We start from the raw sequence: 23,297 nt of genomic DNA, 5'->3' as shown, positions 1-23,297 counted from the left end.
CTTTGTCCGCATGAAACGTTCAGTAGTCGCCCTAGCTCTGTTAGCAGGCGCACTCGTGTACACCGCGGCTCCCGCACAGGCCGCGGCCACCACGCTCGGTGACGTCACCGGCTTCGCGGCCGACAAGGCGACGTACACCCTCAGCGCCGGCGCGGCGAAGGTGCGGGTGGTGTTCCTGAAGGACGACGTCTTCCGGCTGTGGATGGCGCCGGACGGGAACTTCACCGACCCCGCGAACACTCCGCCCACCGATCCGGGCGCCCCGGCGTCCAACATCGTCACCAAGACGGACTACGGCACGCCGAAGACCTCCTGGCGCGACCGCGGCACCTACTACTCGCTCACGACCGGCAAGATCGAGGTCCGTGCGCAGAAGAGCCCGCTGAAGTTCTCTCTGTACCGGTCGAACGGGCAGCTGGTCTGGTCCGAGGCTGCACCGCTGTCCTGGACCGACACCTCCACCACTCAGACCCTGGCGCGTGGTGCGAACGAGCAGTTCTTCGGCGGCGGCATGCAGAACGGCCGCTTCTCGCACCGCGACCAGACGATCAAGATCTCCAAGGACTTCAACTGGGAGGACGGCGGCAACCCGAACGCGTCGCCGTACTACATGAGCACCGCGGGGTACGGCGTCCTGCGGAACACGTTCGACCCGGGTAGTTACAGCTTCACTAGTCCGGTTGTAACTACTCACGACGAGAAGCGGTTCGACGCGTACTACTTCGTCGGCGATCTGAAGACCTCGCTGGACCGCTACACCGAGCTGACCGGCCGGCCGTTCATGCCGCCGATCTACGGCCTCGAGTACGGCGACTCCGACTGCTACAACCGCGGTCACTACGGGACGGACCCGGACCCCAGCAATGACTGGAAGGTCAACCCGGACAAGGTGACCACGCTGGACGCCGTGAAGGTCGCACAGCGGTTCAAGGACGAGGACATGCCAGGCGGCTGGATGCTCGTCAACGACGACTACGGCTGTGGGTACTCCGCCAACACCGACTCCGAGCAGGTCGACGGCACCTGGTGGGGCAAGCGCGACATCCCGGCGCTGAAGCAGACCGGCGACGAACTGCGGGCACGGAACATCCAGATGGGCCTGTGGACCCAGTCCAACCTGGACCGGCAGCCGGCCGAGGTCGGTGACGCCGGTGTGCGCGTACGGAAGCTGGACGTGGCGTGGGTCGGTCCGGGCTACCGCTACGCGCTGAGTGCCTGCGACACCGCGCATGACGGCATCGAGCAGTACAGCAACGCCCGCGGGTTCGCGTGGATGGTCGAGGGCTGGGCCGGCGCGCAGCGGTGTGCCGTGCAGTGGACCGGTGACCACAGCGGCTCGCTGGACGCGATCAAGTGGCAGATCCCGGCGATCACCGGGTCCGGCAACTCGGGTATCGCGTACAGCGCGGGCGACGTCGACGGCATCTTCGGCGGCAGCGCCACGTCGTACGTGCGTGATCTGCAGTGGAAGGTGTTCAACCCGGCGTTCATGAGCATGTCCGGCTGGTCGACGCCGGCGTACAAGCAGCCCTGGGCGTACGGCGACCCGTACACCTCGATCAACCGCAAGTACCTGAAGCTGCGCGAGCGGCTGCTGCCGTACTTCTACACGTACGCCGCTGAGGCGCACCGGACCGGCGCACCGCTGAACCGATCGCTGGTGCTCGAGTACCCGAACGACCTGAAGACGTGGGACGACACAACGAAGTACGAATTCCTGGCCGGTAAGGAGTTCCTGGTCGCGCCGATGTACGGCGCGGACGAGGTGAAGAACGGCATCTACCTGCCCGCAGGCCGGTGGGTCGACTACTGGACCGGTCGGGTGTACCAAGGCCCGACGACGGTCAATGGCTACCACGCAGCACTCGACACGTTGCCGCTGTTCGTGAAGGCGGGCGCCGTCGTACCGATGTGGAAGTCTGGCCTCAACAACGCCGCCGAGCAGAAGCCGAGCGACCCCGTCACCGTCGACATCTACCCGTCGGGCAAGTCGTCGTTCAATCTCTATGAGGACGACCGCGTCACCCGCTCCACGAAGTCCGCCACGCAGACGTTCGCCGTCGACGCACCGACCGACGGCCGCGGCGACATCAGCGTGAACATCGGCCGCAGCAACGGTTCGTACGACGGCAAGCCCACGGCACGCCCGTACGAACTGACTCTCCACACCGGCACCGCGCCACACAACGTCACCATCGACGGGCGCCCCGCCAAGTGGAGCTTCGCCAACGGTGTCGTCACCGTGCAGACCGGGTCGATCGCCACCTCGCGATCCGCCGTAGTCCGCCTCTCCGGCACCTCTTCGGTGGGCGGAGCGGACGTCAGCAACACCTTCGGCACCCCAGAGCTCACCACACCATCGCTCTGGAACGCGCCTGGCCAGGCAACCGAGGTGACCGCGACGTTCCACAACAGCACCCCCGGCACGGTCCGCAACGTCGACCTGGCCATGCAGGTCCCGGCCGGCTGGACTGTCACCGGCGCCAACCGGTTCGCCTCGGTCGGCTCCGGCCAGACGGTCGCCGCCAAGCTGCAGGTGACACCCGGTGCGGATGTCAAGCCGGCGAGCTTCACCCTGCAACTGAAGGCAAGTTATATTGCCCAAGGCAAGAGTTATTCCAACTCCGCTTCGGCAACAGCCGAACTGCCGTACGCATCGTTGTCCCAGGCATCCAACCTGGTCGGCATCACCGATGCGAACACCTACAAACAAGGCAATTTCGACGGCTCGGGTGACAGCTTCAACGGCGAAGCGCTCGCGGCCGCCGGCTACTCGCCGGGGGCTGAGGTCACGGTCCAGGACGCCAAGTTCACCTGGCCAACCGGAGCGCCGGGGACACCGAACGTGGTGAAGAACCAGTCCGCGCCGATCCTGGTCTCGGGCACCGGCTCGCACCTCGCACTACTCGGCGCCGGTGCGAGTCTCAACGCTCGCGGGACCGTCACCATCATCTACACCGACGGCTCCACGTCCGAAGGCACCTTCCAGTTGCCGAACTGGTGTTGCCAGGACCCGACCACCGGCGGCGCCGCTCTCGCCGTCTCGGTCAAGGGCCGTTACACACCAGCCGGTCTGGGCAATACGACGACGGATTATCGCGTCTTCTACACCGCCGTACCGCTCGATCCCGGCAAGACCGTGAAGGCGATCAAGCTGCCCGGCGGCGGGCTCGGATTCTTCGCCGCCACGATCGCCGACAAACCGTTGCCCCCGGCACCCACTGGGGAGAACTGGGTCAGTGACCTGGAGTTCCTCGACTCGAGCAACGGCTGGGGCCCGGTCGAACGCGACCACAGCAACGGCGAGGACGGCACCGGCGACGGCGGCCCGATCACGCTGGACGGGGTCACGTACGCGAAGGGATTGGGAGCACACGCTCCTTCGTCGGTGAGCGTCCGGCTGGGTGGCAACTGCACTACGTTCACCAGCAAACTGGGCATCGACGACGAGATGGAGGACCGCGGCAAAGTCACCTTCAAGGTCCTCACCGACGGCACCGCGAAGTACACGTCGGATCAGCTGACCGGCACGTCCCCGACCGCTACCACCACGGTCGACGTCGCCGGCGCCCAAACCCTGACCCTCCAAGTCACCGACGGAGGCGACGGCAACACCAGCGACCATGCCGACTGGGCCGACGCCAAACTCACCTGCAATCCATAGCAGGCCGGGCATCCTCCCGCCTCTCTCGATGAGAGGTGGGAGGATGTCGGGCATGCAGGAGTTGCCGGGGAGTGTGGTGGAGGGGCTGCGGGCGGCGTTCGGGTCCGCGGGGTACACCGTGGACGGGGTTGCCGAGCGGCTCGGGAAGCAGGCCAACGGGGCGTTGGGGCGGAACGAGACGGCGCCGGCGGCTCGGCGTACGGACTCGGGGGATGCGCTTGACACGATGATCCGGCTGTTCTTGTTGCAGCGGACCGTGCCGGAAGGGCTCGTAAACAAGGCGTTTCCAGGAATCGACCTAGTTGCTCCAGGCATCATCGCGATCTCGGGCGGCGAGGCGAGGGCTGTGCTCGACATCCGGCCGTTCGCGGAGGATGAGCGGGAGTGGTGGGTGGTTGCCGACCCCACTCCGGGGCTCGACGGACGTCGGGAGGCGATGCGGTCCGACTACGTGCTCGGGATCGCGCCCGCCAGCCTGAGCCTGATCCACCTCACTGTTCCGATCAAGGCAGATCGTGCGCTCGACATCGGCACGGGGTGTGGCATTCAGTCGCTCCACCTCGCCGACCGCGTCAACCAGCTCGTCGCCACCGACGTCAACCCGCGTGCGCTCCAGTTGGCCCGTTGGACGGCGGCGCTGAACCGCATCGACCTCGACGTACGCGACGGCAGCCTGTACGAGCCGGTGCGCGGCGAGCGGTTCGACCTGATCGTCAGCAATCCGCCGTACGTCATCTCCCCGCCCGGCGGCGATCTGACCTACCGCGAGACCGGGTACGCCGGTGACGCCGTCGTCGAGCAGCTGGTAAGGCAAGCGCCGGACCACCTCACCGACGGCGGCTGGTGCCAGCTGCTCGCCAACTGGACCTGTGTCCGCGGCGAGAACTGGCAGGACCGCATCGCCACCTGGACAGCGGACCGCTCCGCCTGGGCGGTCCAGCGCGAGCAGCTCGACCCGTCCGAGTACGTCGAGCTCTGGCTGCGCGACGCCGGCCTTCACGGCTCACCGCAGTACACCACCCGGTACGACGAGTGGATGCGCTATCTGGACGACCACAGCGTCGAAGCGATCGGCATGGGCTGGATCACTCTCCACAACGTCGAAGGCACCCTCGCGGCGGAGTCATGGCCGTACGAGATCGAGCGCCCGATCGGTCCGCACGTCCTGCACCGCTTCGAGCGTCTGGAAGGCCTCCCCGCCGATCTGACCGCTCTGCACCTGCGCGTCGCGGACGACGTCATCCAGGAGACCACTGGTCAACCAGGCGCTGAGGACCCAGCCACGATCGTTCTACGACGCCAGCGTGGTATGCGCCGCGCAGAGCAGGTCGACACTGTCCTGGCGGGCTTCGTGGGTGCGTGTGACGGCGACCTGAGCACCGGCCAGATCCTCGCGGCCCTCGCGGACCTGATGGACCGCCCGGTGGTCGACGTACTCTCCGACTACCTCCCGCAGATCAGGAACCTCATCGTGGAAGGCTTCCTGAACTACTGAGCAGCCCGCCGACGTCGGCGTTTCTCGGCGTACATGCGCCGGTCCGCCTCGGTCAGCAGGTCACTGACCGACGTACCGTCGGTGCTGCTCGCCTGCCCCACGCTCAGCCGCAGCATGGCGAACCACGGCGCCAGCGCGTGCGCCGCCTCCCGATCTGCTGCGGTCTTGATCCGCTCGACGAGTTCAGGCGCGCCGCGCTCGTCCGGGTTGTCCAGTACGACGACGAACTCGTCCCCGCCCGCCCGCGCCACCACATCCTCCGCGCGGCATTGCTCCTTCAGCAGCTGGCCGACGCGCCGCAGTACCTCGTCTCCGCACGCATGTCCGTAGCTGTCGTTGACGACCTTCAGGTTGTCCACGTCGATCGCGATCACCGCGACCGATCGACCGGAGTCCCGCGCCACCGACATCCGCTCGTCCAACGCGCGCCGATTGCCCACACCGGTCAGCGGGTCCTCCCGAGCGGCCCGCCACTCGGCGTCGTGCCGGATCGACAGCTCATGGCTCGCCAGCGCAGTCCGTACGGCGTACAGCCCGCGCAGCCGCTCCGCCCACCACCCTCTGCTGATCGCCCGCGCGTACTGCAACCCACTGGACGCACCGACGTCACCTGACTCGGCCACGATCCGTACGGCGGTGTGCCGGATCAGCGCCTCGACCGGCGGATCCGATGTCGGCGGCAGCTCACTTGCTGACCGTCCCGCGGCCTCCATCGCGTCGTCGACCCGGCCGAGCGTCAGGTACGCCCTCGCCAGGTACGTGCCCGCGATCGCGGCCAGCTCGAGATCGCCGAGCTTCGCCAGCTGGTCCCGGCAGTCCTTCAGGATCACCGCCGCCTCGGCCGCGTCCCCGGTGTCATTGCTCGCCGCGAGCCACATTCGCCCGACCATCGGCCAGTACCCGAGCAGATCGGCCGCGAGGATCGCGTCGACCGCCTCACCCGCCCACCGATGCGCAGCCCGCCGACGCACCGTGATCTCCTCGTCGTACGACGTGTCGCCGAGCCGCTCGAGCTCATGAGCCCAGCGCAGGTTCGACTCGGCCAGGTTGAGCCGGTTGATCGCGGGCGCCTCGAGCAGGCCGAGCGGATCGTGATCGCCTTCCGCGGCGAGCTCGAAGTGCGGGATGCACAACTCGTACAGCCGGAGCAGGTCGTAGGCATAGCCGAGGCCGGTGTGCGCCCAGCCGGCCAGACCGAGATCGCGGGTCCGCGACAGGGCGTTCTCCGCGGCGACCAGGTCCGCGACCGAGTCACCGCCCTCGCCGGTGCGGATCAGGGTGACGATCCGCAGCGCGATCGCGTTCGCCTCCCAGCCCGGCTCGTCGATCGCGCGGGCGACCCGGATACAGCCGTCCACGGCGTCCAGCGCCTCGACCGAATCGGTGGCGTGATGCGCCGCGACGGCCCGCACGTACTCGGCCGCTGCCCGCTCGTGACTCGGCTCCGGATCCAGCTCGGCCAGCAGTTCGTTGAGCTCGAGCGCAGCCTCGGCCGGACTGCCCGACTGCGCCCGCGTCATCGCCGCTGCGATCCGTGCCGTCACCCCCGACGTCTCGCGCACCACACCTCCAATACCAGACTCACGTTGTTACAGTGCCCATCACCTATTGCGGCGCTTGTCCTCGTAAAGGCGCAGATCCGCCCGCGCGATCAATTGCTCGACGCCGAGACCCTCGGCGGTTGCGGCGTACCCGAGGCTCAGCCCGAGCCGGCGCAACCACGGTTTCTCCGTCGACGCCGCGATCGCCCCGACGGCGATCCGGATCCGCTCGGCCAACTGGGCACCGCCCTTGGCGTCGGGCTGGTCGAGGACCACGAAGAACTCGTCGCCTCCCGATCGAACCACGGCATCAGTCGCTCGCGCCTGTTCTACCAGGAGATTTGCCACAACCTGCAGCAATTCGTCCCCGCAGGCGTGCCCGAAGGTGTCATTGACGATCTTCAGGTTGTCCACATCGATGGCCAGCAAGGTGACCGCACGCCCGGAGTCACGGGCCGCGGTCAGCCGCTCGTCGAGCGCGCGGCGATTCCCCACGCCGGTCAGCGGATCCTGTCGCGCAGCGTGCCACTCGGCGTCGTGCCGGGCCGGGAGATCGTGCACAGCAAGCGCATGCCGTACGGCGTTCAGCGCCCGCTGCCGCTCCTTCCACCATCCGCGCGCGACCGAACGCGCGTACTCCAAGCCGGCAAAGGCCCCCGGAGTCCCGTCGAGAGCATCGATCTCCGAACGCGTCTGCAGGACCAGGACATGCGTCGATGGGTCGGCCAACGGAATCAGGTCGTCGGCCGCCCGGTCCGCCGCGGCCTTGGCCTCCTCGAACTTCCCCTGCGCCTTCAGGGCCCTGGCCAGGTACGCGCCGGCGATCGCGAGCCGCTCGGTCTCGCCGAGCTTGCTGATCTGGTCGCGGATCTCGGTCAGGTCGGCGACCGCACGGGCCGGGTCCTCGGCGGTAGCGGCCGCAGCAAGCCACAGACGGGCGCTCAGACGCCAGAACTCCTGGGTCTCGTCATCCACTATCACCCGCTCGGCCTCACGCGCCCAGTACGCCGCTGACGCCAGGCGCTCCTCGATCTCCCTTGTATACAAAGGATCGCCGAGGCGCTCGAGCTCGTGCGCCCAGCGCAGGTACGTCTCGGCGAGGTTCAAGCGATCGATCGCCTCGGATTCGGCCAGCTCGAACACGTCCTCGTCGAGCCCGGTCGCGAGCTCGTAATGCGGGATGCAGAGCTCGAACAGCCGGAGGACGTCGTACGCATAGCCGAGGCCGGTGTGCGCCCAGGCAGTCAGTCCCAGGTCCTTGGTCCGGCTCAAGGCCGCTTCAGCCGCGACCAGGTCGTTCACGGTATCGCCGCCGCGGCCGCTGCGCGCGAGGTTGATGATGCGGATCGGGAGCGCGTTCGCTTCCCAGCCGGGTTCGTCGATCGCCCGGGCGACCTCGACACAGGCGTCGACGGCCCGCAGCGCCTCGTCGGCGTCACTGGCGTGATGAGCGGACACGCCGCGCACGTACTCGACGGCGGCCAGCCGGTAGCTCGGCTCCGCACCCAGCTCGGACCGGATCGCCTCGATCTCCGCCGCAGCACTCGCATGCCCACCCGACTGCGCGGCGGTCATCGCGGCGGCGATCCGGGCAGTCAGCACATCGCCCGTCGCCATCTCCCCAATCCCCATACCCGCCGACGGCCCTTCCCTGTTCCGTCACCCGCACCTCGGGCCGGACCGCCCATTGTGACCACCCACCCCGCATCCTGTCACGACCCGATCCGGCCAACGACCACCTAGTGCCACAAAGACACTACTCACGAGAACCGCCAGTGCCGGAATTTGCGTTGCCCTCAGGGGCAGGGTTCTAGGGTCGGCGGGGTGAAATTCGCCGTTACTTACAGCACTCCAGGGCAGGGGATGGATCCGGAGCGGCTGGTCGAGTTCGCCCAGCACGCGGAGGCGTGCGGCTTCGAGGGGCTGTACGTGCCCGAGCACGTCGCGCTCTACCGCGGCGCGAGCCTGGGCGGCTTCGAACTACCGACCACACTCGAGTACGCCGATCCGTTCGACCTGCTCATGTACGTCGCTGCCTCGACGGAACGTCTCCTGCTGGGTACCGCAGTACTGCTGCTGCCGTACCACCATCCGGTCACCCTCGCGAAGCGCCTCGCCACGATCGACGTGCTCTCGAAGGGCCGGATGCGCCTACTGACCGTCGGTCTGGGCAGTCTGCCCGGTGAGGCGTCCGCGGTCGGCGTCGACTTCGCGACACGCGGTCGCCGTACGGACGAGGCCATCGACGTACTGCGCCTGCTGTGGTCAGGCGGGCCGGACGGGGTGAGCTATTCCGGCGAGTTCTACAACTTCGACAACCTGACCAGCTACCCCCACCCGCTGGCTCCCCTCCCCATCCACATAGGCGGCTCATCCCGAGCCGCCGCCCGCCGCGCCGGCCTCCGCGGCACCGGCTACTTCCCCGGCGGCAACCTCACCCCCACCGAACGCGCAGCCCAATGGGCCCTGGCCCGAAAGACCTCGCCCCACGACAACCTCGAATACACCCGCTGGGCCTCCACCGACCTAACCCCCGAAGCCCTCAACTCCTACGAACGCCAGGGCGTCACCCGGCTGGTAATCAACCCCCGATCCCTGGACGACCTCACCAACTTCGCCCACCGCTTCAACCTGTCCTAACCGCCTTCCCACCCTCACAGAACCAAACCGAGCCCTCCCGCGCCGCGGCCAGGGCTGCCTCGACGCGATCAGCCAGCAAGGGCTTCACCAGGTGTCGTGTCTCGGCCGGGTCGTAGAACCCGGCCGACACGATCTCCCCGTCGGGGAACTCCAACTCCTCGACCTCAGCTTCGCTCAGCACCCCGCCATCGAACACGAACACAATCGCCTCGGGCCGACCGTCGTACGCGTGCACGTGGTCAACCACCAGCAGCCGCCCGACGGCGCGCTCCCACCCGAGCTCCTCCCGCAGTTCGCGAACGGCCCCGTCCCACGGCGACTCGTCGGCCTCAACCGCTCCCCCTGGTATCTCCCAGTTCGGCTTGTACGACGGCTCAACCAGCAACACCCGCCCGTCCCCCGCCCGAAACACCACCCCAGCCACAACCCGCTTCCGCGGCAACCCAGCCGCGTACTCCGCATCCACGTCCACCACACCCCTCCGCATCAGCCGGTAGACGCCCAGCCCCACCCCAGAGTTCACCCCAGCCATTCCACTGCCCCTAGGCGCCCTCACCCCCGACCTAGCCCCCGAAGCCCTCAACTCCTACCAACGCGAGGGCGTCACCCGCCTGGTAATCAACCCCCGATCCCTGGACGACCTCACCAACTTCGCCCACCGCTTCAACCTGTCCTGACCGGCCGCGACTGCGAACACCCGGTGGTGACTGTGGATAGGCAATTGCCTATCCACAGTCACCAGCACCTGTCCGCAGTTCTGCCGACCTGGCGCGGTGACCTTTGGCCGGCCCCAGAAACACATCCGCCTCGCCCGGTGGGGGCGAGGCGGATGTGCGATCGTGGCCGCCGCGGAGCGGCTGAAAAGACAGCCGCCGCGGAGCGGTGTCCGTTTAGACGGCGGCTTGGTTGGTTGATGCTGCGTGGAGTTGGACGGGGAGGGATTCGACGCCGTACACGATCGAGAAGTCGCGGAAGCGGAGTTGTTCTTCGGGTACGGCGAGGGACAGGTCCGGGAAACGGTGGGCCAGCGCGGTAAACGCAGCCCGCAGTTCCATCCGCGCGAGCTCGGCGCCGACGCAGCGGTGCATGCCGTGGCCGAAGGCGAGGTGGGCGGCGGACACCGTACGGCGGGGGTAGAAGTCCTCGGCGTCCGCGCCGAAGATCTGCTTGTCGCGGTCTGCACCGGACAGCGATACCGCGACCAGGTCGCCCTTCTTCACCTGCTGGCCGAACAGCTCCTGGTCGTGCCGCGCGAACCGCGGGAACGCGACCTGGACAACCGTCAAGTACCGCAGCAGCTCCTCGACGATCACATCGACCGCGCCCGGCTCGTTCCGGATCAGCTCGAAGTTCGACGGGTCGCGCAGCAGCACCAGCGTGCCGAGCGCGAGCATGCTCGCCGACGTCTCGTACCCACCCAGGAACACCCCGTCGGCAAGCCCGCCCAGCTCGATGTCATCCAGGTCATCACCCTGCGACCGAATGATCGACCCGATCAACCCCTCACCCGGGTTCGTCCGCTGCTTACGCACGATCTCGAACAGGAAGTCCCGAGACTCCGAAGCCGACCCGAACACCCCGATCCCGCCACCGGACAGGTCGAAGCGCGCCGGCCCGAGCGCGCGGAAGCGATCGCGGTCCTGCTCCTCCACGCCGAGCAGGTCGGCGATCAGCAGGAACGGCACGTTGAAGGCGAAGTCCGACACGATGTCGACGACCGGACCCTTGGCCTCCATCAGGTCCAGCTGGTCGTTGACGATCTTCTCGATCGCCGGCTCGAGCCGGGCCAGCTTGCGCTTGGTGAACTCGGGGGTCAGCAGCTTCCGCAGCCGCGTGTGGTCCGGCGGATCGGTGAACCCGAGCCCGCCGATACCCTCCGACGGCTTGTTCGGGTCCGAGCCGACCAGCGGCCGGATGTCGTTGCTGAAGTTCGTCGTGTCGGCGAGCACGACCTTCGCCTCGGCATGCCCGCTGACCACCCACACGTTCAGCCCGAACAGGTGGGCCAGCTTGTGCACCGGCTCGGTCTCCCGCACCTCCGCGAGCTCCGGCACCGGGTCGAGACCCTGCCGGCGCAGCGGCATCGAGACCGAGCTGGGGAACATCCGCATCTTCGACAGGTCGAGACCACCCTTGCGGGTGGTCCTATTGAGAATGCGGTTGCCGACCCATCTCTTCAGGTATGTCGCAACCATGACTTCCACGCGCCCTCTCTAGAACCCGCTGCCCCCGACGGCTTTGTACCTCAAAGCTAACCTCGCCGGGGACCAGATCTGATGGTGTTGGCACTACTCAGGTAGTGGCGTTGGCACCACCATGGGAGGGGGCCATGGCCTGCCAGCAGAGACCTTGTCATGGACGAGCCCTCCACTGCCACCTGACTTCACCTGTACTCCGCCCTGGACCTCGACATGCCGTTGCTCGGGGAGGATTCAGGGAAAAACAAGACGAAAGTCGGATGCGTCGTACCCCACCAGGTAGTTGCCCCGAGCCCTGCAATACCTGAGAGCGCTCAGAGATAGTACGGCGTGACGATGCGGAACACGTCGGCCAGCTTTGTCTTGACCTGTTCGCGTCGCGGGATCGGCGTGAGCTTTTTCTCATCACCGACCCGCAGACCGTGATCGGCCAACACGTATACAACCCGCAACGTCCGGATCGTGTTCGTCACCTCGGGCGTGATCCCTTCGACCGGCGGGTTCGACAGCGCGCGGATCGCCGGGTCGAGCCAGTCGACGGCGTCGGACTCGGTCAGGTCGTCGCGGGTGAGCGTCGCGGCCAGCGCGTACCCGAGCCGATCGTCCTCCATGTCCCGCAGCACGTACGACGTGGGCGTCAGCAACCGCCCGATCCCGAGCCGGAGCATCTGCATCGGCTCGACCGCCGCGTGCTGTCCGAGTGTTCCGAGCAGGTCGGCCCCATGCGCCACCGCGTGCAGCCAGCCGAGCTTCTCGTTGTACCCGCGCAGGTCCTCCTCGGCGACGTACCAGCGCTCGAACGGCGGCACCCAGTGCGGCTCGAAGACGCCCGCGGTCACGATCGAGTCGAGGATCAACGGCGCGAACGTCCGTACCTGGATCTCCGGGTCGCCGAACCGCGGAACCATCTCGTCGCCGAGCGCCCGCAGCTGATCGGCCGTCAGTACGCCGCGGCCGATCCAGGTCGCGAGTACGGAGTACCCGTACCGGTCCCGTACGACGGGATCCGGTGATCGCAGCATGCCCACCAGCTCGGCCACCAACTCGTCCGTGGAGCGGCCCTCAGGGACCGTGTAGCCCGCCTCGCGCACCTGCGCCCAATCGGTCATGCGCGGCACCGTAGACGCTCGCCGGGCCACCCGCCAACCTTTGATCAACAGGAGAAACGGCCCGTGGTGCATCCGGTCTCCCGGATGTACCACGGGCCGTCGCGGCCAGGACCCCTCAGCCCGACCGGGCTCCCTGCCCCGGCCAGGGTCACTTAACCTTGGCCGGGGTTCGTCTACGCGTCGCGCTTGCTCGCCGAGAAGAGGGCGATCGCCATCAGCGCGGCCGCCCAGCCGGCGAAGTACAGCAGTGCCCACCAGGGGCTGAGAGCGAAGTCGCTGCCCCCGGCGCCGGCGCCGGCCAGACCGAAGTCCTGGCCCTGGTTCAGGAACGAGCTGCCGTTCGCGAACGGCGCCCACCTGGCCAGGTCGTCGCCGACCTTGGGGATCAGGTTGACCAGGTTCTCGACCAGCAGCGGCCAGAGGATCAGGATCGCGATCGCACCGGCGCTCTGCCGGATCAGGATGCCGACCGCCACCGCGATCACCGCGGAGATCGCGAAGACCAGGCCCTGACCGGCCAGCAGCCGCCACTCGGCCCCGGTGTTGATCGACAGGTCGGCGTTGCTGGCGAACAGGCTGCCGACGCCCCACGCGCCGAAGGACGCGATCAGGCCGATGACACCGGACAGGAACGCGACCACCGCGGTCTTGCCGAGCAGCAGCGCGGCGCGCTGCGGAACGGCCTGGAAGCTGGTCCGGATGGTGCCGAACCGGTACTCCGTGGTGACGGCCAGCGCGGCCATCACCATCATCACCATCTGGCTGAGCTGTGCGCCCGGCTGGGTGATGAAGATCGTCGCCTGCTGCTCGTCGGCGCCCTTGAGGAAGCCGGTCGTCAGTGCCGCGAACCCGACGGTCAGCACGGCGGCGACGATCATGCACCACCACGGCGAGCGGGTGGAGAAGAGCTTGATCCGCTCGACTGTGATCACCGACATGTCAGTTGTCCTCCTTCGGACCCGCGGCCACCTCGGCGCCCGACGGCGCGTCGAGCTGGGTCACGGCAGCGATCTCGTCGTGCGCGTGGTACTCGACCGAGTCACCGGTCATCTGCATGAACGCCTGCTCCAGCGAACCGCGCTGCAGCGTCAGCTCGTGCAGCACGATGCCGTGCGCGGCAGCCGTCTCACCGATCTGGTCGGTGCTCAGGTCGCCTTCGACGAACAGGACCTTGCCCTCGTTCTCGACGTCCTCGATCCGGGTGACCAGCTGCTGCTGGTGCAGTACGCCGGCCAGCTGGTCGAGCTGCGGCGTACGGACCTTGACCGTCGTGCCGCTGGCGCGGTCGACGAACTCCTGCGTGGTGCTCTGCGCGATCAGCTTGCCGCGGCCGATGACGACCAGGTCCTCGGCGGTGAGCGCCATCTCGGACAGCAGGTGGCTGGAGACCAGCACGGTCCGGCCCTCGTCGGCCAGCCGGTGCATGAAGGTCCGGATCCAGACGATGCCCTCGGGGTCGAGGCCGTTGACCGGCTCGTCGAACAGCAGCACCTCCGGGTCACCGAGCAGTGCGCCGGCGATGCCGAGCCGCTGGGACATACCCAGCGAGAAGGCGCCGGCCCGCTTGTTCGCGACCGCGGTCAGGCCGACCATCTCGAGGGCCTTGTCGACCGAGTCCTTCGGCAGCTTGTTGGACGCGGCCATCCAGGTCAGGTGAGCGCGCGCCGAGCGGTTCGGGTGCACCCACTTGGCGTCCAGCAGCGCGCCGACCTTGGTCAGCGGCTGGTGCAGATCGCGGTACCGCTGGCCGTCGATCGTGACGGTGCCGCCGGTTGGGGTGTCCAGACCGAGGATCATCCGCATGGTGGTGGACTTGCCGGCCCCGTTCGGGCCGAGGAAGCCGGTCACCCGCCCCGGTTTCACCTCGAAAGACAGGTTGTCAACGGCAACTGTTGCGCCGTATCGCTTGGTGAGGCCCGTTGCCTCGATCATCGCCGTACTCCTCTTTCGGTGGCGCACCTGGTTGTGGACTGTGTAGCACTCAGTATCGAGGTTTCCGGGGTCCCGATCATCGGACCCCGGGCGGATCCGGTGTGTCCACCCGTGGGTTGATTCTGCCGTCCGGCGGTCGCCGGCTGCTATCGGTTAAAGCCCTGACCACGACCCCGACGATCCCCTATGCGCGGGTCTTCCCGCATCAGCCGAAAGTCGACGGACGGACGTACTTCGGTTGGTGGCAGGTGGAAGTGACTACCAAACGGCTCAGACCACCGGGACGCCGTACAGCACGAGGTTGTGCGTGTAGCGATTCGCTTTGTGGTCGTACGAACCGGTGCAGGTGACCAGCACCAGCCGCGGCTTCCCAGCACCCTGGAAAAGATCGCGTGGCAATGCACTCTGCAGGTAGGTGCGCCGAGCCACGATCTTGTACCGGTGCACGTGTCCGTCCCCACCTGTCACCGAGACCTTGGCACCGACCGGTACTTCGGAAAGCCCTGCGAACACCGCGCGTCCCGATCGGGCTGTGTCCACATGTCCCGCGAGCAGCACTGTCCCGCCGTCCGAGCCCGGCGCCGCACCCGCAGCCCACCAACCCACAGCGTCAGGCGACGCCGGCATCTGCAGCTGGCCGTCGCTTCCGGTCGCGACCGCCTGCACCGCCGCGTTCTGAACGCCTTGCAGCTTCAACCGGACCGGCGGTACGGCGGCTTCCCGCTCCGCGTCAGAGGTGCCGGCCTGTGGCACTTTCCCCGAATTGCCGGGCGACCCGAACACCATGAGAAGGCCGGCTGCCACCGCCGCCACACCGATGACCCGCCGTCGCATCGACTTCTGTTTGCCAACCAGCAGGAGGAACGCTCCGATGGCGAGCAGGATCAATGCCGCGCGCGAGCGGGCCTTCTGGGCGTCACCCACCTGGCCTCCGTTGCCGGTCGGCACCACTGGCTTGCTCGTCACGATGTGACAGGAGGGGGTCACCATGTCCAGGTGCATCTGCACCACCGGCTTGGCGCCCTCGGCCAGTGACTCGACGGCAGGTGACGCGCTCTTCGGCACGTCGCCCTCGATCAACGCCAGGTACTCCTGGTGCAGCTTCCGCTGCAACGCGAGCCAAGCCTCGTCGTACGTCGGGCTGTCGGCCTTGGATCCGAGCGCGTCGAGTTCCTCGCGCTGTGCCGGTGAAGGCAAGGTCGCGAGCTTGATGCCGAACCGGCCGGCGAGCTCGGACTCCTGCGCAGCGAGCCTGAGGTGATCGCGTTCCATCACCGTGCCGACGCTTCGCACGCACGAGCTCTGGCCGTCGGCGTTCGCCGCGTGGGCCGCCTGGATGATCGTCAGGTTCAGCTTGTGGGCAGTGTTGAGGTACGTGGCATCGGGTGTCGCGGCGTACGCCGACTGCGCCGTACCCACCAGACACGCGACGACGAGGAACAGCAAGGCGATCGCCGAACGCCGGGGAGACATAGCTCGTGCCACCTCCCCCCAACAAACGTTTCGTCGTACCGACAGTAAGTCGGCGACCGGTCTGGGTCCAGACATGCGAAACGGCCCGCCGATCAGATCGACGGGCCGTTTCATCAGCTACTGCGTACTACGCGGCCGCGTTCACCTCGGCCGGGGTGTCGGAGATGACCGACTCCCGGCGCTTGGAGACGTAGACCGCAGCGGCCAGGATGACCACCGCGACGACCGCGATGATGATCCGGAGCGCCTTGTTCGGGTCGTCGCCGATCGCGGACATCCCGACGACGGCCGGAGCGATCAGCACCGAGACCAGGTTCATCACCTTGATCAGCGGGTTGATGGCCGGACCGGCGGTGTCCTTGAACGGGTCGCCGACGGTGTCACCGATGACGGTGGCCTCGTGAGCCGGCGAACCCTTGCCGCCCCAGTTGCCGTCCTCGACCAGCTTCTTGGCGTTGTCCCAGGCCCCACCGGAGTTGGCCAGGAAGACCGCCATCAGCGTGCCGGCGCCGATCGCACCGGCCAGGTAGCCGGCCAGCGGCGCGGCCCCGAGACCGAAGCCGACGGCGATCGGTGCGGTCAGCGCGAGCAGACCAGGCGTGGCCAGCTCCCGCAGCGAGTCCCGGGTGCAGATGTCGACGACCTTGCCGTACTCCGGCTTGCCCGTCCCCTCCATGATCCCGGGGATGTCGCGGAACTGGCGACGTACCTCGTAGACGACCGCACCGGCGGCGCGACCGACGGCGTTGATGGCCAGACCGGAGAACATGAACACGACGGCCGCACCGAGGATGATGCCGACCAGCGTGCCCGGGTTGAAGACCAGTGCGTCGGCCTCGAACTTCGGGTAGTTGTCGGCCAGCGAGGTCCGGATCGCGTCGGTGAACGAGCCGAACAGCGCGGTCGCGGCCAGTACGGCGGTCGCGATCGCGATGCCCTTGGTGATGGCCTTCGTGGTGTTGCCGACGGCGTCCAGCTCGGTCAGGATCTGGGCCGCCTCGCCGTCCACGTCACCGGACATCTCGGCGATGCCCTGCGCGTTGTCGGAGACCGGACCGAAGGTGTCCATCGCGACGATGACGCCGACGGTCGTCAGCAGACCACAGCCGGCCAGCGCGATCGCGAACAGCGCGACCACACCGGAACCGCCGACCAGGAAGGCGCCGTACACGGCCGCCGCGATCACCACGGCGGTGTAGACGGCGGACTCGAAGCCGACCGAGATACCGGACAGGATGACGGTCGCGGCACCGGTCAGCGAGGTCTTGCCGACGTCGCGGACCGGCTTGTCCTCGGTGCCGGTGTAGTAACCGGTGAGGGCCAGGATGATGGCCGCCAGCACGATGCCGATGATCACCGAGAAGGTGGCGATCAGGCGCGGGTCGCCGTCGTACGCGGCGATCGCGCCGGAGGCACCGGTCAGATCCTTGAAGCTGCTCGGCAGGTAGACGAACGCCGCCACCGTGCACAGGACCGCCGAGATCACGGCGGAGATGTAGAACGCCCGGTTGATCGTGCGCAGTCCGTTCTCACCGGTCCGCGGCCGAGTCAGGAAGACGCCGATGACCGCGGTGATCACGCCGATGGCCGGCACGATCAGCGGGAAGATCAGGCCCTGCTCGCCGAACGCGGCCTTGCCCAGGATCAGCGAGGCCACCAGCATGACGGCGTACGACTCGAACAGGTCGGCCGCCATACCGGCGCAGTCACCGACGTTGTCGCCCACGTTGTCGGCGATCGTCGCCGCGTTCCGGGGGTCGTCCTCGGGGATGTTCTGCTCGACCTTGCCGACCAGGTCGGCGCCGACGTCGGCGGCCTTGGTGAAGATACCGCCGCCGACCCGCATGAACATGGCGAGCATCGCGGCACCGAAACCGAAGCCCTCGAGCACGGTCGGGGCGTCACCCTTGAACAGCAGCACGACCAGCGCGGCGCCGAACAGGCCGAAGCCCACGGTCGCCATACCGACGGTGCCGCCGGTGCGGAACGCGACCCGCATCGCCGGGTTGCGGCCCTCGTCGCGGGCGGCAGCGGCGACGCGGACGTTGGCGCGCGTCGCGAGCCACATGCCCAGGTAGCCGATCAGGGCGGAGAAACCCGCGCCGACCAGGAAGAATACGGAGCGGAAGATCTTCAGCGTCGTCTCGTTGTCGCCGTCGGTGTGGGCCGGCAACAAGAACAGCAACAGAAACGCGACCACAGCGAAGATCGACAATGTCCGGAACTGCCGGCTCAGGAAGGCCGAGGCGCCTTCCTGGACCGCCGCGGCGATCGTCTTCATGTTCTCGGTGCCATCGTTCGCGGCAAGCACCTGGCCCCGGAAGACCATCGCGGTGACGACCGCGAGGATCGCGATCACCCCGACGACGATCACCAGTGTGGTGTTGCTCGACGAAAGATCCACCGCTTGTGCAGCAAGCAGCGCGGACATCCGTCCTCCTTGTAGGCAACCCATCGAGGCTTGACGGCCCCCATCTGCCGCAACCGAGGGGTTGAGGAAATACGACATAGCGCCAGGAACTGACGCGGTGGGTCACTCTAACGGGTATCCGACCAGACCTGACGACAGGGTGGTCTACGCCATACCCGAGTGTCTGAGCAAGCAGCTCACTCTTCGTAGCCCTACGGACACCTTTTCGCTTCGATTCGCTGCGGTCAGATCGCCGAGGCGACGTCCGGGTGGATGTCGAACACCTTGGTCAGGCCGGTGATCCGGAAGATCTTCAGCAGCCGTTCCTGGGTACAGACCAGGGACAGCGAGCCGTCGTGGGTGCGCACCCGTTTCAGCCCGCCGACGAGTACGCCGAGGCCGGTGGAGTCCAGGAACTCCACGCGTTCCAGGTCGATGACCAGGTCGTAGACCCCTTCATCGACGAGCGCGGCGATCTTCTCGCGGAGCTTCGGTGCGGTGTAGACGTCGATCTCCCCCGCCACCTCGATGACGGTCCGCCCGCCCTCGGCGCGCGCGGTCAGCGACAGATCCACTTCGGCCTCCGATCCCGTGAACTGCTGCATTCAACCATGTACGGACCGTGAGTGAGACCCGCTACCGAAAACTCTTTCATCTCGTCAGACCGAAGTCGATTCCCCTCCGGAAAAAGCCGTGTGCATCCGACCGTGCACGCCGCACGTGCATCTCAGCTCGTCCTCAGCAGATTGCTGTCCGTACGGCGCACTAGGCTCACGGTATGCGTGCAGGTGGTGAGGCGGAGGCTGTCCTGAAACGCCTGGCCGCCGGTCGTGACGACCGGTTGACGCATGTCGAGTCCGTGCCGGCCCGGTTGGGGCAAACGTGTGATTGGCCGCGCTGGGTCCCGGACGAGGTGCTCGGCCAGCTGCGCGACGCCGGCATCACGGCTCCTTGGACCCACCAGGTCGCCACGGCCGAAGCGGCGTACGCCGGGAAGCATGTCGTCGTCGCGACCGGGACCGCATCGGGCAAGTCACTCGGCTACCTGTTGCCGGCCTTTGCAACGCTGAGCATTGCGCAGGCAGCGTCACCGCATCGCCGTACGGCGTCCTTGTTGTACCTGTCTCCGACCAAGGCGCTGGCCCACGACCAGCTGCGCGCGGTGTCGTCGTACACCGTGCCTGGGCTGAGGGCGACGACGCTGGACGGCGACTCCGAGCGCAGCGAGCGGGACTGGGCGCGCGACCACGCGACGTACGTGCTGAGCAACCCGGACATGTTGCACCGGTCGGTTCTGCCGAATCACCAACGCTGGGCGCGTTTCCTGGGCTGCCTGCAGTACGTCGTGGTCGATGAGTGTCATCACTACCGCGGCGTCTTCGGTGCGCACGTCGCCGGCGTACTGCGACGACTGCGCCGGGTCTGCGCGCAGTACGGCGCTCATCCGATCTTCATCTGCGCTTCGGCAACTGTTGCCGAGCCAGCGGTCTCAGGCGAACGCTTGACCGGTCTGCCGATGGTGGAGGTCGTTGAGGACGGCTCTCCGCGCGGTGGGATCGCCTTTGGTCTCTGGGAGCCGCCACTGACCGGGCTGCATGGTGAGAACGGCGCACCGGTACGGCGTTCCGCCACAGCCGAGGTGGCCGACCTGTTGAGCGATCTGGTCGTCACAGGTGTCCGGACTGTTGCCTTCGTCCGTTCGCGCCGCGGTGCGGAGTCAGTCGCGCTGACTGCTCGCGAGAACCTCGCAGAGGTCGACCCGACGCTGATCGACCAGGTGTCGGCGTACCGGGCGGGCTATCTGCCGGAGGAACGCCGACGGCTCGAGGGGATGTTGCAGAGCGGTGAGCTGACAGGCGTTGCGGCAACCAATGCTCTTGAGTTGGGCATAGACATCGCCGGACTGGACGCCGTACTGCTCTCTGGCTGGCCTGGCACGCGCGCATCGCTGTGGCAGCAGGCCGGGCGCGCCGGCCGAGCCGGTGGGGACGCAGTGGCCTTGCTGATCGCGCGCGACGATCCACTGGACACCTATCTGGTGCGCCATCCACGCGCCATCTTCGGCCGCCCGGTCGAAGCGACCGTGTTCAACCCGGAGAACCCTTATGTCCTCGGGCCGCAGCTGTGTGCGGCTGCGCAGGAGGTGCCGCTGACCGCGGACGACTTCGAGATCTTCGGCGAGACGACTCCGCGGGTCATCGCACAGCTCGTGCACCAAGGCGCGCTGCGGGAGCGGCCGCACGGCTGGTTCTGGACGCGCCGCGAGCGGGCCGTCGACGCCATCGACATCCGGTCGGCCGGCGGGAAGACCGTGCAGATCGTGGAGGACCAGACCGGTCGTTTACTCGGCACGGTCGACGGCGGCTCGGCGCACTCGTCCGTCCATGAGGGCGCTGTCTACGTCCACGCCGGCGAGTCATACCTGGTCCGGTCGCTCGACCTCGAGGAGCACGCCGCTGTCGTCGAGCCGGCCTCTCCCGACTACACGACGTTCGCGCGGGACACGACGGAGATCAGCATCCTGGCGACCGAGGAGACGTGCAGCTGGGGTACGGCGGAGCTGTCGCGCGGCTGGGTCCAGGTGAAGAGCCAGGTCATCTCGTACCAGCGCAAGCTGATCGCGACCGGCGACGTACTCGACGAACAGCCGCTGGACCTCCCCGAGCGCACACTGCGGACCAAGGCAGTCTGGTGGACGATGCCCGACACTACGGTCGCCGACCTGGGCCTGTCCGACGTACCAGGAGCTGCGCACGCGGCCGAGCACGCATCGATCGGACTGCTCCCACTGTTCGCGACCTGCGACCGCTGGGACATCGGCGGCGTCTCCACCGCCCGCCACGCAGACACCGGCTGCCTCACCGTCTTCGTGTACGACGGCCACCCGGGCGGGGCCGGATTCGCAGAACACGGGTACGCCGCGGCGCCCGAGTGGTTGACGGCGACACGCGAGGCGATTGCACACTGTGAATGTACGGATGGATGCCCGTCGTGCGTACAGTCGCCAAAGTGTGGGAACCAGAACAACCCACTCGACAAGAGCGGCGCGGTGACGCTGCTCTCTGCATTACTGAGTAGTGAGGCCTGAAGGGCCGGCTCGGGCCGGCGGAAAGGCAGCTTGCCATGGCCATCCTCGGAATTGTTCTGATCGCCCTCGCGGTGCTGTTTGGTCTGGGCGTCTCGGTCTCCTCGACCGCGTCCACCAAACTCGAGGTCTTCGGCGTCGACTTCGGCGTCTCGGTGCCGACCGTGTTCTTCCTCGGCGCGCTGGCCGGCGCCGCGCTCATCTTCGGGCTGTGGCTGCTGAAGAAGGGGCTCGGCCGGGGCTACCGCCGGCGCAAGGAGATGCGCGAACTGCGCGCCCAGTCGACGAGCACGCCGAGTGACACCGTCGGCGGCGAGATCACGGAGGGTGACGCAACCAAGCCCGCCCTCGAGACCACTGCGGATACGCCTGCCGACGACCGCCTGGCCACCGAGCAGGAGCTCGCACCGGACCCCAGCGACACCAAACAACCGCACTGACCACTCTGTTGCCTACGGCATCAACTATCCCGCTGAGCTACCGCAATATCACTGGATTGCCGTAAGATCTCGATCACCTCACAGCGGTCGCACAGCGACCCGGCAGCCCGATTTCGATGCCTTGCGCAACGAGATCGGGTTGGCAGTTAGTTGCCATTGGCATCAAGTTTCGCGAGATCGCCATAACCTCCCCCGCCACACCTGTGCCTTACTTGTTGTGGCGTCAACGTCGCGCTGAGTCACTGCCGGCGTACCGGCTGCGCACGGGGTCCCGACGACCTGACGCCTGCGAGATAGCACGACCTCTGGAGGTTGTCTTGATCATCCGTAAGCTGTTCAGCCGCACCGGCGTGGCAGTCCTCGCGGTCAGCGTCGCACTCGCCACCGCCGTACCGGCCCAGGCCGCGAACCCCGTCTCCGGCGGTTCGAAGACACCGGGCGTCACGGTGGGCGTGGCACAACAGATCGCCACCCGCTCCGACACGCGCTACTGCCTGACGTTCGTCGCGGCCGCCAAGGTCCCGATGGCCGTCATGATGGCGTGTGCTCCAGGCAAGGAGGGCAAGACCCAGGAGTGGATCTACACCGAGTCCGGCCAGCTGCAGGTCGCGATGAGCAAGAGCGTCGGTGGCGCCCTTGCCAAGACCGGAGCCTGCCTGGACAGCGGTGCGGACCTGGCGAAGGTTCCGGCCTCCGCGCCACTGCTGGTTCTGCCCTGCCGCAACGGCGACGGGCAGAAGTGGAGCTATGACGAGAGCGCGGGCACGTTCGTGAACGCCGCCAGCGGTCTCGCCCTGACGTCCATGCTTGGCAAGGGGAAGGCCAAGCAGGCACAACCGACCGGCAGCTTCAGCAGTGCCGGCACGCCGATCCAGGCCTGGGCCGGACTCCCGGTACCGAGCCTGGACATCCTGGGCGCAGTACTGGCGCTCGTGAACGCGCTGCTGTCGTCGCTGGGCCTGGCCCTGCCGCTGCCGATCGCGGGCGCGGCAGCCAGCCTGCTGTCGCTGCTGCAGCCGCAGCTGCCGATCCCGTCCCAGATGACGGTGCTGCCGAAGCAGATGATGGAGCTGGCGCAGAGCTGACCTGAGGAGGTTCCAGCCAGACAGACGGCCGGCCCCGACATCATGTCGGGGCCGGCCGTTTTTCTCACTCCTTCGGATCGACGTGAGCATTCAGTTGTCTCTGGTGAATCGAACGACGGTTGCTCGGTGCTCGGGGATGACTTCGGGATTCCCCGCTGCTTGCGCGTCAGCGGGAGCCCGGCGTCGTCGTCACCGCTCGGCCGTCAGGTCCGCGGCCGTCACCAG

At 67.5% G+C, this 23,297-nt stretch carries 16 protein-coding genes; 6 read left to right on the top strand and 10 right to left on the bottom strand.

Annotated elements, in window-relative coordinates; translation table 11 throughout:
* The first annotated feature begins 10 nt into the window (after window positions 1-10).
* Together ACQPYH_RS03390 and ACQPYH_RS03385 are read left to right on the top strand one after the other, a co-directional pair.
* Window positions 11-3,664 carry an NPCBM/NEW2 domain-containing protein gene (locus ACQPYH_RS03390; protein WP_432886371.1) on the top strand — a complete coding sequence of 1,218 codons (3,654 nt, stop codon included), beginning with the start codon at window positions 11-13 and terminating at the stop codon, window positions 3,662-3,664.
* A gap of 43 nt (window positions 3,665-3,707) precedes the next feature.
* Complete coding sequence (locus ACQPYH_RS03385) at window positions 3,708-5,159, top strand: DUF7059 domain-containing protein (RefSeq protein WP_432886368.1); 1,452 nt, start codon at window positions 3,708-3,710, stop codon at window positions 5,157-5,159.
* Here ACQPYH_RS03385 and ACQPYH_RS03380 read toward each other — a convergent pair.
* Window positions 5,153-6,721, bottom strand: a complete 1,569-nt coding sequence (locus tag ACQPYH_RS03380; RefSeq protein WP_432886365.1) for a diguanylate cyclase — start codon at window positions 6,719-6,721, stop codon at window positions 5,153-5,155. The two genes, ACQPYH_RS03385 and ACQPYH_RS03380, sit on opposite strands and share 7 nt — an antisense overlap.
* Before the next feature lie 39 nt (window positions 6,722-6,760).
* On the bottom strand, window positions 6,761-8,317 hold the full coding sequence (locus tag ACQPYH_RS03375; protein WP_432886362.1) for a diguanylate cyclase domain-containing protein: 1,557 nt from the start codon (window positions 8,315-8,317) through the stop codon (window positions 6,761-6,763).
* Window positions 8,318-8,524: 207 nt separating this feature from the next.
* On the opposite strand from ACQPYH_RS03375, the gene ACQPYH_RS03370 reads away from it, so the two are divergent.
* Complete coding sequence (locus ACQPYH_RS03370) at window positions 8,525-9,340, top strand: TIGR03619 family F420-dependent LLM class oxidoreductase (protein ID WP_432886359.1); 816 nt, start codon at window positions 8,525-8,527, stop codon at window positions 9,338-9,340.
* Here the strand turns inward: ACQPYH_RS03370 and ACQPYH_RS03365 are convergent.
* The 8 genes from ACQPYH_RS03365 to ACQPYH_RS03330 form a co-directional block, all read right to left on the bottom strand.
* On the bottom strand, window positions 9,327-9,863 hold the full coding sequence (locus ACQPYH_RS03365) for an NUDIX domain-containing protein (RefSeq protein ID WP_432886356.1): 537 nt from the start codon (window positions 9,861-9,863) through the stop codon (window positions 9,327-9,329). The genes ACQPYH_RS03370 and ACQPYH_RS03365 overlap by 14 nt on opposite strands.
* A 367-nt stretch (window positions 9,864-10,230) precedes the next feature.
* Entirely contained in the window at window positions 10,231-11,535 is a 1,305-nt protein-coding gene (locus tag ACQPYH_RS03360; RefSeq protein ID WP_432894324.1) for a cytochrome P450, read from the bottom strand.
* A 317-nt stretch (window positions 11,536-11,852) separates the two neighbouring features.
* A complete protein-coding gene (locus tag ACQPYH_RS03355) occupies window positions 11,853-12,647 on the bottom strand; it encodes a DUF2785 domain-containing protein (protein WP_432886353.1) in 795 nt (264 codons plus the stop codon).
* A gap of 173 nt (window positions 12,648-12,820) precedes the next feature.
* Window positions 12,821-13,585 carry an ABC transporter permease gene (locus ACQPYH_RS03350; RefSeq protein ID WP_130445987.1) on the bottom strand — a complete coding sequence of 255 codons (765 nt, stop codon included), beginning with the start codon at window positions 13,583-13,585 and terminating at the stop codon, window positions 12,821-12,823.
* Between the two features lies 1 nt (window position 13,586).
* Window positions 13,587-14,579 (bottom strand): ABC transporter ATP-binding protein, encoded by a 993-nt coding sequence (locus ACQPYH_RS03345; RefSeq protein ID WP_432886349.1) that lies wholly within the window; start codon window positions 14,577-14,579, stop codon window positions 13,587-13,589.
* Between the two features lie 270 nt (window positions 14,580-14,849).
* Complete coding sequence (locus ACQPYH_RS03340) at window positions 14,850-16,052, bottom strand: DUF4142 domain-containing protein (protein WP_432886346.1); 1,203 nt, start codon at window positions 16,050-16,052, stop codon at window positions 14,850-14,852.
* Window positions 16,053-16,179: 127 nt separating this feature from the next.
* A complete protein-coding gene (locus tag ACQPYH_RS03335) occupies window positions 16,180-18,483 on the bottom strand; it encodes a sodium-translocating pyrophosphatase (RefSeq protein WP_130445984.1) in 2,304 nt (767 codons plus the stop codon).
* Window positions 18,484-18,707: 224 nt separating this feature from the next.
* On the bottom strand, window positions 18,708-19,067 hold the full coding sequence (locus ACQPYH_RS03330; protein ID WP_272948965.1) for an STAS domain-containing protein: 360 nt from the start codon (window positions 19,065-19,067) through the stop codon (window positions 18,708-18,710).
* A 173-nt stretch (window positions 19,068-19,240) separates the two neighbouring features.
* Here ACQPYH_RS03330 and ACQPYH_RS03325 point away from each other — a divergent pair, with 173 nt between their 5' ends.
* From ACQPYH_RS03325 to ACQPYH_RS03315, 3 genes are all read left to right on the top strand, one after another.
* Window positions 19,241-21,550, top strand: coding sequence for a DEAD/DEAH box helicase (locus tag ACQPYH_RS03325; RefSeq protein WP_432886341.1), 2,310 nt, complete (start codon window positions 19,241-19,243; stop codon window positions 21,548-21,550).
* Between the two features lie 35 nt (window positions 21,551-21,585).
* Complete coding sequence (locus ACQPYH_RS03320; RefSeq protein WP_432886339.1) at window positions 21,586-21,987, top strand: hypothetical protein; 402 nt, start codon at window positions 21,586-21,588, stop codon at window positions 21,985-21,987.
* A 317-nt stretch (window positions 21,988-22,304) separates the two neighbouring features.
* A complete protein-coding gene (locus ACQPYH_RS03315) occupies window positions 22,305-23,072 on the top strand; it encodes a hypothetical protein (RefSeq protein ID WP_432886336.1) in 768 nt (255 codons plus the stop codon).
* Window positions 23,073-23,297: the final 225 nt, after the last annotated feature.

Origin of the sequence: Kribbella sp. CA-245084, from assembly GCF_050942355.1 — a bacterium.
Taxonomy (GTDB): Bacteria; Actinomycetota; Actinomycetes; order Propionibacteriales; family Kribbellaceae; genus Kribbella.
The sequence above is the reverse complement of the archived record's forward strand: the minus strand, read 5'-3'. Positions and strand labels throughout refer to the sequence as shown.

Coding starts and splice junctions, on each gene's coding strand:
- ACQPYH_RS03330 (WP_272948965.1), bottom strand. CDS start 19,067: ATGCAGCAGTTCACGGGATCGGAGGCCGAAGTGGATCTGTCGCTGACC.
- ACQPYH_RS03390 (WP_432886371.1), top strand. CDS start 11: ATGAAACGTTCAGTAGTCGCCCTAGCTCTGTTAGCAGGCGCACTCGTG.
- ACQPYH_RS03355 (WP_432886353.1), bottom strand. CDS start 12,647: ATGACCGATTGGGCGCAGGTGCGCGAGGCGGGCTACACGGTCCCTGAG.
- ACQPYH_RS03360 (WP_432894324.1), bottom strand. CDS start 11,535: ATGGTTGCGACATACCTGAAGAGATGGGTCGGCAACCGCATTCTCAAT.
- ACQPYH_RS03325 (WP_432886341.1), top strand. CDS start 19,241: ATGCGTGCAGGTGGTGAGGCGGAGGCTGTCCTGAAACGCCTGGCCGCC.
- ACQPYH_RS03375 (WP_432886362.1), bottom strand. CDS start 8,317: ATGGCGACGGGCGATGTGCTGACTGCCCGGATCGCCGCCGCGATGACC.
- ACQPYH_RS03340 (WP_432886346.1), bottom strand. CDS start 16,052: ATGTCTCCCCGGCGTTCGGCGATCGCCTTGCTGTTCCTCGTCGTCGCG.
- ACQPYH_RS03345 (WP_432886349.1), bottom strand. CDS start 14,579: ATGATCGAGGCAACGGGCCTCACCAAGCGATACGGCGCAACAGTTGCC.
- ACQPYH_RS03350 (WP_130445987.1), bottom strand. CDS start 13,585: ATGTCGGTGATCACAGTCGAGCGGATCAAGCTCTTCTCCACCCGCTCG.
- ACQPYH_RS03335 (WP_130445984.1), bottom strand. CDS start 18,483: ATGTCCGCGCTGCTTGCTGCACAAGCGGTGGATCTTTCGTCGAGCAAC.
- ACQPYH_RS03320 (WP_432886339.1), top strand. CDS start 21,586: ATGGCCATCCTCGGAATTGTTCTGATCGCCCTCGCGGTGCTGTTTGGT.
- ACQPYH_RS03385 (WP_432886368.1), top strand. CDS start 3,708: ATGTCGGGCATGCAGGAGTTGCCGGGGAGTGTGGTGGAGGGGCTGCGG.